The organism is Ammoniphilus sp. CFH 90114 (genome assembly GCF_004123195.1).
In the GTDB taxonomy this organism is placed as follows: Bacteria; Bacillota; Bacilli; order Aneurinibacillales; family RAOX-1; genus YIM-78166.
Genome location: NZ_SDLI01000005.1, coordinates 48,742 through 60,743 on the forward strand (window position 1 = coordinate 48,742; position 12,002 = coordinate 60,743).

13 protein-coding genes are annotated in these 12,002 nt (G+C 43.8%); 9 read left to right on the top strand and 4 right to left on the bottom strand.

The window, feature by feature from the left end; all coding sequences use genetic code 11:
* Positions 1-202 precede the first annotated feature (202 nt).
* A complete protein-coding gene (locus EIZ39_RS12535) occupies positions 203-817 on the top strand; it encodes a stalk domain-containing protein (RefSeq protein WP_129200331.1) in 615 nt (204 codons plus the stop codon).
* A 35-nt stretch (positions 818-852) separates the two neighbouring features.
* Here the strand turns inward: EIZ39_RS12535 and EIZ39_RS26630 are convergent, their stop codons facing one another.
* Positions 853-1,044, bottom strand: a complete 192-nt coding sequence (locus EIZ39_RS26630) for a hypothetical protein (RefSeq protein WP_164985071.1) — start codon at positions 1,042-1,044, stop codon at positions 853-855.
* 141 nt (positions 1,045-1,185) lie between these two features.
* On the opposite strand from EIZ39_RS26630, the gene bcp reads away from it, so the two are divergent.
* The 5 genes from bcp (at position 1,186) to EIZ39_RS12555 (ending at position 6,162) form a co-directional block, all read left to right on the top strand.
* A complete protein-coding gene (bcp, locus tag EIZ39_RS12540) occupies positions 1,186-1,653 on the top strand; it encodes a thioredoxin-dependent thiol peroxidase (RefSeq protein ID WP_129200332.1) in 468 nt (155 codons plus the stop codon).
* Positions 1,650-1,985 (top strand): ASCH domain-containing protein, encoded by a 336-nt coding sequence (locus EIZ39_RS12545; protein WP_205668549.1) that lies wholly within the window; start codon positions 1,650-1,652, stop codon positions 1,983-1,985. Before bcp ends, EIZ39_RS12545 begins: the two co-directional genes overlap by 4 nt.
* Positions 1,964-2,110: an ASCH domain-containing protein gene (locus EIZ39_RS27075; RefSeq protein WP_240675810.1), complete on the top strand. Its 147-nt coding sequence runs from the start codon at positions 1,964-1,966 to the stop codon at positions 2,108-2,110. Before EIZ39_RS12545 ends, EIZ39_RS27075 begins: the two co-directional genes overlap by 22 nt.
* Positions 2,111-3,002: 892 nt before the next feature.
* Positions 3,003-4,607, top strand: coding sequence for an ABC1 kinase family protein (locus tag EIZ39_RS12550; protein ID WP_129200333.1), 1,605 nt, complete (start codon positions 3,003-3,005; stop codon positions 4,605-4,607).
* A gap of 196 nt (positions 4,608-4,803) precedes the next feature.
* A complete protein-coding gene (locus tag EIZ39_RS12555) occupies positions 4,804-6,162 on the top strand; it encodes a hypothetical protein (protein ID WP_129200334.1) in 1,359 nt (452 codons plus the stop codon).
* 166 nt (positions 6,163-6,328) lie between these two features.
* Here the strand turns inward: EIZ39_RS12555 and EIZ39_RS12560 are convergent, their stop codons facing one another.
* Positions 6,329-7,369, bottom strand: coding sequence for an NlpC/P60 family protein (locus tag EIZ39_RS12560; RefSeq protein ID WP_129200335.1), 1,041 nt, complete (start codon positions 7,367-7,369; stop codon positions 6,329-6,331).
* 454 nt (positions 7,370-7,823) lie between these two features.
* Here EIZ39_RS12560 and EIZ39_RS12565 point away from each other — a divergent pair, with 454 nt between their 5' ends.
* Both EIZ39_RS12565 and EIZ39_RS12570 read left to right on the top strand, forming a co-directional pair.
* Entirely contained in the window at positions 7,824-8,504 is a 681-nt protein-coding gene (locus EIZ39_RS12565) for an NAD(P)H-dependent oxidoreductase (RefSeq protein WP_240675795.1), read from the top strand.
* Between the two features lie 184 nt (positions 8,505-8,688).
* Positions 8,689-9,876: an aminotransferase-like domain-containing protein gene (locus EIZ39_RS12570; protein ID WP_129200336.1), complete on the top strand. Its 1,188-nt coding sequence runs from the start codon at positions 8,689-8,691 to the stop codon at positions 9,874-9,876.
* A 280-nt stretch (positions 9,877-10,156) separates the two neighbouring features.
* On the opposite strand, the gene EIZ39_RS12575 is transcribed toward EIZ39_RS12570, so the two are convergent.
* Positions 10,157-10,642 (bottom strand): hypothetical protein, encoded by a 486-nt coding sequence (locus EIZ39_RS12575; RefSeq protein ID WP_129200337.1) that lies wholly within the window; start codon positions 10,640-10,642, stop codon positions 10,157-10,159.
* A gap of 67 nt (positions 10,643-10,709) precedes the next feature.
* Here EIZ39_RS12575 and EIZ39_RS12580 point away from each other — a divergent pair, with 67 nt between their 5' ends.
* The gene (locus EIZ39_RS12580; protein WP_164985072.1) at positions 10,710-11,060 is read left to right on the top strand and encodes a hypothetical protein; all 351 of its coding nucleotides are present in this window, start codon (positions 10,710-10,712) and stop codon (positions 11,058-11,060) included.
* Between the two features lie 565 nt (positions 11,061-11,625).
* Here the strand turns inward: EIZ39_RS12580 and EIZ39_RS27530 are convergent.
* The gene (locus tag EIZ39_RS27530) at positions 11,626-11,748 is read right to left on the bottom strand and encodes a hypothetical protein (RefSeq protein WP_255433942.1); all 123 of its coding nucleotides are present in this window, start codon (positions 11,746-11,748) and stop codon (positions 11,626-11,628) included.
* Positions 11,749-12,002: the final 254 nt, after the last annotated feature.

Below are 12,002 nucleotides of genomic sequence, written 5' to 3' on the forward strand. Positions count from 1 at the left end.
TGTTCGCGCCGGGGATACCCATGGTTGGGGACTTGCCGCATTGTTAAGGTAGAATCAAGCAGGATCGTAGATTTGGGACTTTCTTACGATGATTCTATTAAAATGACATGTTAAAATTAGTCTGTTTGGAATTATATCCTTTTTAAGGAAACAAGTACCACTTGTTTGAGCGGAATAAGTTCATCAATTAGGGAGAGGAGAGATGAAGTTGAAAAAATTAGCTATGGCAGTTGGTCTTATAGCGATCGTGGCTTCAACCCCCATGGTCACGCATGCCGTAAGTGAAATCCGCGCCAAACTAGCGCCACATATTAAAATAACAAACGAAGGAAATCTCATTGATACTTCTGCAGCAACACCTATTATTTATAATGGAACGACTTACGTACCGTTGCGTAAGGTGGGGGAAGCACTAGGTTATGATGTGACCTGGAATGGTGAATCCTCCACTGTCCAAATCAAGAAACCTGATGAGGCGTATCCACTCTATAAGGTAGAAGGAATTGAAGTAGTATCGTTAACCGCTTTCCCCGACGCATTTAAAGGAGTTACGGGAACCGTATTTGGAAGATATGATGTGAATGTTTCGTTTAACATCACCAAGGAATTGAATCGAAAGCCTATCTTTACACTTGAAGTGCTAGATAAAAATAAAAATGTAGTGAGTGCAACGGTCATTACGGTTCAAAGGACAAAACCGGATACATGGACCCATCCGTTGGTTTTTGATAATTTTGTTATGGCAAATGTACAAGACGTTGAAACGGCAAATGAGCTCTTGCGAACGAGTTACACCTATAGAATCAAAATAGAATAAACGTTAAAGAGTATGAGCGAAGGGCTGATCCTGACTTATACTCTTTTTTCATGGTCTATTTGCGAATGGGATAAGAAGCGGGGGGAGAAGGCAAATTCGGAGACTTGTTCTACTTGCTTTTGGTTATATGACTCGTGTTGTATGCGCGGGTCACTTCCTTCATTATGATCAGCCGGAAGCTTGGCAAGTGGCAGTTGAATCATTTCTAAGAAAAGTTGAGTCATCAACTCCATAGATCAGCTGTATGTATATAACGGTCTGAATACGAGGCTTATTTGGAGAGGTAAGGAACTGGTTTCTTTTTGGCTAATAGAGAGCTATAAAAATTGGTAGAATAGAAGAAAAGCAAAATGATAGGAGGAATGAATATGATGGAAGTGAAGCAATGGGCGCCGGATTTTACGTTGCCTGGCAGTAATGGAAAAGACGTGACGTTGTCTGACTTTAAAGGAAAAAACGTGGTTCTCTACTTTTACCCTAAGGATATGACTCCTGGGTGTACGACGGAAGCGTGTGATTTTCGTGATGATTATGCGTCCTTTCAAGCCTTGAATACCGTGGTCATCGGCATTAGCCCCGATCCAATCACGCAGCATCAAAAGTTCATCGCGAAGCACGATCTGAATTTTATTCTTTTAGCCGATGAGAGTCATGAAGTGGCAGAGAAATATGGCGTATGGAAGCTCAAGAAAAACTATGGAAAAGAGTACATGGGGATTGAGCGATCGACCTTTTTGATCGATCAGGAAGGGAGAATTGCGAAGGTTTATCCGAAGGTAAAGGTAAAGGGGCATGTTCAAGAGGTTTTAGCTTTTATAAAGGAGAACTTCGATTGAAACCAGAACACGAATCCGTAAGAGCGATGTGGAGGGACTTTCTTCGCAAGAAGGGAGTGCCTTCTGAAAAGGGCTATGCTTCCTGGCACTTTGAGCTAACAGAAGAATCGGCAAATAAGTTGGCTTATCTCGTGAAGAACGGACAGAAAAAAGCCACGGCTGCTGCGTTATGGTCATTTGAACAAAACAACGAGCCCTTACCGCAAGTGGGAGACTACAGCGTGATCACTGACTGGCATGGGATCGCTCCATCCAAACGACAAAGGTCGAAATCCTTCCTTTTCGCGACGTTACAGAGGAACACGCTCGGATTGAAGGAGAAGGCGATCTGAGTCTGGACTATTGGAGAAGGGTGCATGTAATCTACTATAAGAAGATTTGTGAGCAACTTGAAAAAGAGTTTACCGAAGAGCTTCCTGTTGTGTTTGAGCAATTTGAAGTCGTGTATGTACCCTAATGTCAAAAGAGCTATAGGGATATTATCCAAGGTGCTATGCTCGTTTCGGGGATGTTCAGGTTAGGGATTTACGCCATTTTTAAATGCTTGAACGGTAAGTGAAAGTTGAAGGGCTTGCCACTGCTCAATTAAAACAAAAAACCTATCCAACATTACGATTGGATAGGTTTTTTTCTTTCGGCTCTTCGGTAACTAAGTCTCCATTGGGTAGAAATGTCGTCAAAGCCCTGGCTAAGTTATTTTCCTTTATCCGTTATTTTCTATGCAAAAAGAGGAGATATAATTGAGATACGAATAATTAAAGATCTAAAGCCTCCTATCTGGTGAAGGTCGAATAGGGCCACATTTGGACAGGGCAAGGCCAAAAGAGCTTGAGTGTGTCAGAATACGAGCCTGATTCGGACAGGTCAAGGCCAAAAGAGCTTGAGTCTGTCAGAATACGAGTCTTATTTGGACAGGGCAAGGCCAATCGAACTTGAGTCTGTCAGAATACAAGCCTCATTTGAACAGGGCAAGGCCAATCGAGCTTGAGTCTGTCAGAATACGAGCCTGATTTGGACAGGTCAAGCCCAAAAGAGCTTGAGTCAGTCAGAATACGAGTCTCATTTGGACAGGGCAAGCTCAAAAGAGCTTGAGTGTGTCAGAATACGAGTCTTATTTGGACAGGCCAAGTCTAAAAGAGCTAGAACTTGTCAGAATACGAGCCTCATTCGGACCGGGCAAGCCCAAAAGAGCTTGAGTATGTCAGTATACGAGCCTCGTTCGCTCTCGTGGATACCCCCTTGGGTAAGAAACTGACCCATTCATAACCATAATACTAAGCCAGTTGGAGGATTATGTACCTTTGTGAAGAATAAGGAAATCCATACGTATTTTTAGGGGGAAGGGTTTCATGAAGTGGAAATGGTTTCGGATGGTCTCCATAGTGGGGATGGCGCTCCGGTTTTTCTTACAGATTTTTTGGTACCAATGGAGGAAAAAAACGGGGCATGAATGGGATGGATTAATGCGGCGCCAAGCGCGAGAGTTTAGGGAGAAGGCCATTCGGCTTCAAGGCTTACTTATTAAGGTGGGGCAATTCTTAAGTACTAGAGGGGATATGCTTCCTAAGCCTTTTGTCGAAGAAATTACGCGGCTTGTAGATCAGGTTCCAGCCGGAGGTTGGGATCAAGCGAGGGTACAGCTTGAACGGGAATGGGGAACATCCTACCGTGAAATTTTGCGAAGTGTCGGAAGCGAACCGGTTGCGTCCGCATCGATTGGGGAGGTGTACCGTGCGGAGCTGCTGGATGGAACGAGTGTGGCGGTGAAGATTCAGCGCACCGGTATTGATAAGGTCATTGCAGCGGACTTTCAAGCTCTAAGGATCATCACATGGATTGCGCGGTTTACTCCTTTTTCAGATAAGGCGAATTTCCCTATGCTATACAAGGAAATGAAGACGGTTATCGAGCGGGAGTTGGATTTTAAAAAGGAAATGGAGACCGCACAACAGTTTAAGGAGCGATTTCAAAGAGAAGAGGTGCAGGTTTATATACCCGAAGTGTATTCGGAATACACCACGAAAAAAGTATTGGTCATGGAGTGGGTCGAAGGACAGAAGATTACGGATACTGACTTTTTGAACCAATCCGGCATCGACAGAAAAGGTTTGGCGGAAAGGCTCTTGAAGCTTTTTATACCTCAGTATTTGGAGCAAGGAAAATTTCATGCCGATCCTCATTCCGGCAATGTCCTGGTGAATGAGAAGGGTGAGATCATTCTCCTTGATTTTGGGATGATGGGGGAAATCAGCAAAAAAGACGCGGAGCACCTTCAGCAGCTTCTGATTGCTTTAGGTGTGAAAAATTATGCCAAAGCGGTGGAGCACCTGATCAAGCTGGAATTTGTCCTTCCTTCCGCCAACCGAAAAGAGATGGAAGTGATGCTTGAAGAAGCTCTTTCTTTTGACCTGAAATCGTTTAAGCAGATGACTCAAATGGAAATGTTGAAAATGAAGATGGAGCTTCAGAAGGTGATTGAGGCCCTGCCGATTCAGGTACCGACACGCTTCGTGTTTTTGGGTCGATCCTTTATCACGGTGGAAGGGCTGATTGCCACGATCTATCCTGACGGAGATGTAGTCGGGCTGGGTGAGCCCATTCTTAAGGAGTGGTTTGAGCAGCATCAGGGTGGATGGTGGAAGCTGGTGGCCAGTTGGGTTCAAGGACAGCCTTTCTTTCAAACGCTTCAAAGCCTTCCTAGCTTGTTGGAGGAACCGCGCAGATACCGAGAGTGGCAGGAGGAAGCACAGCGAAGATCGTTTGAGTTTGAACATGCCAGGGACAAAAAGAGGGATGCCTTTATCGTGCTCGTCTTATCCATCGTCCTGGCATTCATAGCCTATGGATTACGAAATCCGACTTTATGGATGGCTTCCGTTCTTCTTGCGGGTGTTTCTGGGCCTCTCTATTTCATAGTTTCTAGAAAAGTGAAAAAACTGATACGGCGGAAGTAACGGTCAGCAAGTATCGTTATGAATACTAGAATATTATTTAGGTATTGAGATTCGGAGAAAGTTCTCACTCTACTACCATCGAAATCATAGACTATTACAAAAGAGAGGAAGCTACTGAAACATGATAAATAGGAGATGATAGATTGTGGGTTGTAGAAAAGTAACTCCGGCTATCGGGCATAGGTGTTTTAATTTGGTGCAAAATCCCAGCTTTGAAGCGGGTTTAACTGATTGGACAAGTGAAAATGTTACTCTTACCAATTCGTTGCACTTTGAGGGAACGCAGGTCGCGACCATGGGTCCTGATATAGCTCATATGTTTCAGGATGTTGCATTAATTGGTACCGAATGTTCTCCCTTGCTGTTAAGTTTCAATGCTTTTGGTTCTTCTCAGCCCGAGATGACAATAAACGTGTTGTGGCTGGATGCCAAGCGCCGAGAAATAGGCACGGGTTTAAGACTGTTCATTCCCCAATTCACTACGGATAGTGATATCAATGCAAGGGTCACTTTTTACGATATTACGGATTCCCCGCCTCCTGGTGCTCGTTTTGCACGCCTGTTGTTTAGTAGTGGACCTGGAGGCTCTGTTTCTATTGATCAAGTTATTTTGGCTATAACAAACACAATGAATCTTGTACAAAACGCTAGTTTTGAAGTGGGATTGCAGAGTTGGACCGGGCCCACATTTCAACCGACTTTTAGAAGTCCTCTACAGGGTGCAGTCGATGTGACGACTACATTAAGCGGTACCCTCTTCCAAGATGTATTCATTGGGAACCAGCCTTCCAACGCCCCCTACCTCTTTAGTTTTGGTGCTTTTGCTAGTGGGGTGGCGGCTATGACAGTTCAAGTGCAGTGGCTGGATGCAGGAAACAACACGATTGGGTCTCCTGGGTTAGAAATAAACATTCCAACTAACATCTTGAACAATCAGGTGAACTATCTGACATACCTGGATATCACAGATCCTGCTCCTCCTGGTGCAGTAATGGCGAGGATCCTTTTTAACCCTGTGATGGACGAGGGCAGTACCCTAAAAATCGACCAGGTTCTCCTAGCCAGGGCCGGTTCGGCAAATTTAATACAAAACCCCAGTTTCGAAGATGGCTTGATCGAATGGACACCGGTTAGCACACAAGCAGTTGCTACAAATTTTGTTTATGAGGGAACTACCGAAGCTAGAACGGATGTAGGGGTTGGAGGCATCATCTTTCAAGATGTTCCGATTGCCAATGCTGAGAACCACTGCTTCTTACTTAACTATGGTCTGAGGGTTGGACGTTTAGGGGCTGGTGTTGCAATAGCTGATGCACTGGTCAAGGTTTTATGGTTAGATGGTGACGGCAAGGAAATTGGATTAGGACTTAGCCTTTTTGGACGGGGGATCTCTGCACCTGCAGTAGGCAGTAGGTGGTTGGTATATACGGGTATCACGGAAAAGGCACCTCCTGGGACGGCAGCGGCAAGGGTGCAATTTTCTATCCCTTCATCTTCAGTCGACCGCAACGATTTTGTAGCCATTGATAAAGTTGTATTTGGGCGTTTGGTTTAGGGATGAACATTGACCTAAAATGACCATACGAGTCTGCTAGAGTCTTTACGAATTGAGAAAACCCCTTTCTAGTGATAATAGAAAGGGGTTTTTATTTGCCTGATACTTCCTAAGGTAGGGTCTGCTGACCGAGTGGAAAGTAGTCCATGTAACATGAACCTTGCGGTTACTTCCTTTCTATCCTCTTAATACCGACAACTCGATAGTTCTTGTAATACCAATCTAGCTTATCGATTTTGACGCCTTTGCTTCCCACATGTGCCATCTTTTTATCCCCCATGTAGATCCCGACATGACTAATATAACCTTTACCCGTATCAAAAAAGATGAGATCGCCGACCTTCATTTTTTTCATGGAAACGATTTTTCCTACCTTAAATTGCTCCCTTGTTGTTCGAGGAAGCTCCACGCCTAATTCTTTGAAAACGTATTGAGTGAAACCACTGCAATCAAATCCTTTTATTGTTGCTCCACCCCATCGGTATGGGGTTTCTAGCAACATGTTTACATTTTTTACTAGTTTTTTCTTGAAGGAGGGGACTTTTTTTATTTCTTTAGAAGGTGTTTTTTGAGGGGGAGGAGCATAGGTAGGGGGGCTTCCATGGAGAATGCGATGTAATAAAACGGCTGTTTCTGCCCGTGTGAGGGAGTCCTTTGGGCGAAAGTGTTGGTTCGAACCCAGCATGATATCATGTTCGAATAGAGCAGCTACACTTGACCGGGCCCACGGACTGATTTGCTTATAATCTTTATAGAGGGGGGGATTTCCTTTATGAGAATAACCAAAAGCGTGAGCAGCAATAACCGCGGCTTCCTCTCGTGAAATGGCTTTTTCAGGGTGGAATGCGTTTTCATCCACGCCTTTGATCATTCCCATACTATAGAGTTTCTTTATAGATTCATAAAACCAATCGTTTGGGTTTACATCATGAAAGGGAACCGCCTTTAATTCTACCTCTTCTTTAATTGCGTTAGAAAGAAGGGATACGAATTCAGCTCTTGTTATCGCTTTTGCAGGTAAAAAGACAGCATCCTTGAAATCCCTTAACATGCCCTCATTATACAGCTTCTGAATACTCGAAGTTGCCCATGGGGTATCGTGAAGGTCTCGATAATGACTCTCTTCCTTCTGATCCGCCAAAGCAACCCCACTTAGTAGGGAGGTAGCCAGAAGGCTAGATAGTAAAGTTTTATGCAAAATGGCCATAAAGCAGCAACCCTTTGACTAGTTTTACATATCGTATGCAATCGAGACGAAGTAGGAAGTAGGAAAGCAGACTAATTCTAGCAAAACAAACGCATCCGATGTTTAAGTTTTTATAAAACCCTGCTTCCCTGTTGGGGTGGGCAAGGTTTTATTCTCCGGCTTTGATCGCGGGTTCTTAAGCGTCCCCGTATGGTTGATTTCAAAATCTACTGCGATGTCGGCAATGGTATGCTTCAATAAAATAAGTGGGACACTCCATCCATATTGACTTGTATAACTGTATTATATATAATTACAGTAACCTTCATGCTAAGAGAGGATGAACAACGACCATAGAGTTTATTTTTTTGTAAATTGCAACAAATATAGTTTCAGATTAAGCATCCATACTTTTTCCTGTTATTGGAGAAGTTAAATAAAGGTAGGCTAAGTAGCCTGATGAGGAGGAATACATATGCAAGAAGTAATCATGAGTAAGGAAAATATTCTTGATGCGTTTCGATTTAGACATGCGACGAAGGAATTTGATCCAACGAAAACTATCGCAGAGGAGGACTTCCGTGTAATTTTGGAGGCCGCCCGACTTTCACCAAGCTCTTGCGGTTATGAGCCTTGGAAATTCCTCGTAATTCAAAATCGTGAACTGAGAGAAAAGTTAAGAGGCGTTTCCTGGGGAGCACAAGGACAATTGCCAACGGCAAGTCACTTCGTCATCATTCTAGCTAGAACGATCAAAGATACAAAGTTTGACTCTGAATATGTCAGAAATCAGATGATTAATGTACATGGATTTCCACCAGAAGTATTTGAACAGATCATAGGTAGGTACCAAACGTTTCAGGAAGAAGATCTGAAACTCTTGGAAAATGAACGAACCATGTTGGATTGGGCCGGAAAGCAAACCTACATTGCCTTGGCGAATATGATGACGACAGCCGCCATGCTAGGCATTGATTCTTGTCCGATCGAAGGGTTTAATATGGAAAAAGTTCAACAAATCCTCAAGGAGGAGAATTTGTTAGAGGATGACCACCTCGCTGTATCCGTAATGGTGGCCTTCGGCTACCGAGCCCATGAACCGAAGAGGCAGAAATCCAGAAAAAATATAGAAGATATCGTGCAGTGGATTAAATAAGGAAGAGGAAGGTGGCCTAGGACGGTGAGGAATCCGTTCTGGGTCTTTTTATGTAGATTCCTAGGAATTCATTTGAATCGTTATAAAGTTATAGTTTAATATAAAAGAGAGCATGGGTTTCTACCAATACTTTCTATTTTATTTAGAAAGACGTACGTGAATGAAACGAAAGGTGAATGATAACGTGAATGTCGAATCTTTTTTTTCTAAACATAGTAAAGAAGCACTGAAGAATGATCCACCGGGGGAGTGGATGCCAACGATTCCAGAGGGGTGCATCCGTCTAAGCTCTGGCTACCCGGCGCCTCATCTTGTACCGGTGGAAGAGATCAAGACTGCAGCAATTAGCCTGCTTGAAGAAGAGAAGGATCTACCGTTGCATTATTTAGGAAGTCCTAAAAAGAAAAAACTGAATGAGCTGATCCGAGAAAGGTTGGCTTTACGTGGGATACAGGTTTCAGAAAAAGAGCTGTTAATTACATCCGGTGCCTGTCAGGCGATTGATCTTATTGCTCGGATACTCATCGACGATCAAACCCTTGTGGCCGTCGAAGCCCCCACGTATATGGAAGCGTTAGAGATTTTTCGGAACTACACGACTCATTTTATTAGTATTCCAGTGGACGAGCATGGACTACAAACGGACCTCTTAGAAAATCTACTAGAAGAGCGGAAACAAAAAGGACTCAGCCTTCCACGGTTTTTATATACCATTCCCACGTTCCAAAACCCAACAGGCACGACGATGACAGAAGAGCGACGAAAGCATGTATTGGAGTTAGCGGTCAAATACAACTTCCTTATTTTAGAGGATGACGCCTACGGGGAATTATACTTTAAAACACATGCTACCCCATTAAAAGCGATGGATTCTGATGGTCGTGTCCTCCATGTTGGCTCTTTATCGAAAGTCGTAGCCCCTGGCATGCGAATTGGATGGACAGCGGCAGCACCTGAATTTATTAAGGCTATGGCTTGGTTCAAAAAGGATCTGGACCATCCCTTTGCTCAAGCCACGATGGCTGCTTATCTAGAGAGAACGGATATGAGAGAGCGATTAGAAACCTTAAGAGCCACCTATCAGGCCAAATGCTCCGTCTTACTTTCTGCACTCGAAGAATACTTGCCGAAATCGGTTTTCTGGTATGTGCCAGAGGGCGGATATTTTGTATGGCTCAGAGTTGCAGCCGATACTTCCGAATTATTAGCTCAAGCATTGGAAGAAGGGGTATCCTATGTGCCTGGAAAATATTTCTTTCTGATTCAAGAAGAGGGAGTAGAATATCTTCGCCTCTCCTTTAGCTATGCGGATGAAAAGACGATCATCGAAGGAGTTAAAAGACTAGGTAGAGTTCTTAGAGAGGTCGAGTAAGCAGGCTTTGCTGTCTGTGCAGATCGAAAGTCGATGATCGTCAACAGCGAAGTGCGAAGTGAGGTTAAGGGAATTTAATATGATGAAAACAAACGAAGAAAGACACCACACGATGGTGTCTCTCTTATTTGTAGAGGATGTGATATACCCTTGTAGGGCGAAGGAACTTCGCTAAGTTTGCCTTGATAAGTAATCTTGGGGTTAGTAGACGTATGTTATGTTGATAGAAAATGGCAAAATGGGCCGGAATCTTTGCAATAAAAGAGTCGTGGAGAATAAATTATCTGACGATTTCTGCAGCTGTTATTTCTCTATTAAACGCTCTAATTCCATCACCAGCTGGACCCACTCCTTCTGATGGCGGTATTACAACTATATAACAGTACGTATGGGTACCAACCGGAACATTTTTGTCTACGCAAGTAATTGTAGTGGTCGTTCTGCTAGGTACATCATTAATTCTACCATTAGCATCTGAGGTGCTGCATACAAGGTGTTCATTGCTTTCCCCAAAATTACGCCAAATTTCAAATCGATATTCTTTTTGTGTTTCTGAAACATTACCTTGGCTACTTCTTCGCAAAGCGAGCCACTCGATATAGGCTGTCAACCAAACGTCATCGTTCATCATAACGTTATCTAGTGTTGTGCAAACTAATGGAATTCTTACGGTTACCGTAGTGCCGCCAAATAAATCATCTCCTCCTACCGATTCCATTTTATTGGAATTAAAGTTTACCAATTTCCCTGCAAAATTTATTCCCATTTCTTCACTCCTTCAGCCGGTTATCCGCGGAAAATCCACGTTTGTTGCATGGGGAACATAGATATCCTTGAGTGTACAGTTTCCACTAAGTATATGTTACAACTCTATTCAACAATCCAAGTGTTGGTATGGACATTCGTCTAGAATCTTGTTGTCAGGTGGAAAAAATTTTAAAATATTTATGCTTTTAGCTTCGAGTCGCGAATACGAAGTAGCCTCATTCGGACAGCGCAAGCCTAAGCTCAATGCTGTCAGAATCCGAGCCTCATTCGGACTAGGTAAGCCCCAACAACGTCAATCCAGTCAGAAAACGAGCCTCATTCGGACAGCGCAAGTCCCAACAAGCTTAATCCAGTCAGAATCCAAGCCTCATTCTGACAAGGCAAGCCTGAACAAGCTCGATCCAGTCAGAAAATGAGCCTCATTCGGACAAGGCAAGTCCCAACAAGCTTAATCCAGTCAGAAAACGAGCCTTATTCGGACAAGGCAAGTCACACCAAGCTTAATCCAGTCAGAAAACGAGCCTCATTCGGACAAGGCAAGTCACACCAAGCTTAATCCAGTCAGAATCCAAGCCTTATTCGGACAGCGCAAGTCCCAACAAGGTGGATCCAGTCAGAAAACGAGCCTTATTCGGACAAGGCAAGTCACACCAAGCTTAATCCAGTCAGAATCCGAGCCTCATTCGGACAGCACAAGCCTTAACAAGGTGGATCCAGTCAGAATCCCAGCCTCATTCTGACAGGGCAAGCCTCAATAAGCTGGGTCCAGTCAGAATCCCAGCCTTTTCCACTGTAGGGTTTGCTTCTGCGATACCCCCTCAGGTAGGGGGTTGAACCTAATTGAGAGCACCTCATCACGGGTTGGAACCGAAAGTTAACTACAACAAAGGAAATCAAAAATGAAGCCATTAGCGGGTAAAGGATAAATTGATGATATCAGTTTTGGTGAGAAGCCTGGGGTAAGTGACCCAGGCTTGAGCTTTATTTCATGGCAAAAAAGCTGGATGGACTAACGGATTGTCCCTCAGTTGAATAGATCGCGAAGTACTTTACGATAACGTACACTTTTCTCATGAGTATGCGGACATACGATCCCTTACTCACACTAAAACCAGCCATCCTAAGTGACAATGGGACATACGATTCCTTACTAGACGAAGATCGAACGGATGAAGGCCTAATTCCTTATAATAAAGGACTGTATGTACGCAAGGAGTTAAAAACCCTTCATTTTTACATCGATAACGGATTCTATGTCCGCCACCGGCAAAAAGCTCCACACTTCTCCTTGGGGATGATGGACAAGCCCTCAGATGAGTATTCCCCTTAGATGAGTATGCCCCTACATGAATCCGCCC

Bases quoted from the DNA above. Each gene is read 5' to 3' on its own strand.
- EIZ39_RS12535 (WP_129200331.1), top strand. From the start codon at position 203: ATGAAGTTGAAAAAATTAGCTATGGCAGTTGGTCTTATAGCGATCGTG.
- bcp (WP_129200332.1), top strand. From the start codon at position 1,186: ATGATGGAAGTGAAGCAATGGGCGCCGGATTTTACGTTGCCTGGCAGT.
- EIZ39_RS12550 (WP_129200333.1), top strand. From the start codon at position 3,003: ATGAAGTGGAAATGGTTTCGGATGGTCTCCATAGTGGGGATGGCGCTC.
- EIZ39_RS12560 (WP_129200335.1), bottom strand. From the start codon at position 7,369: ATGGCCATTTTGCATAAAACTTTACTATCTAGCCTTCTGGCTACCTCC.
- EIZ39_RS12565 (WP_240675795.1), top strand. From the start codon at position 7,824: ATGCAAGAAGTAATCATGAGTAAGGAAAATATTCTTGATGCGTTTCGA.
- EIZ39_RS12575 (WP_129200337.1), bottom strand. From the start codon at position 10,642: ATGGGAATAAATTTTGCAGGGAAATTGGTAAACTTTAATTCCAATAAA.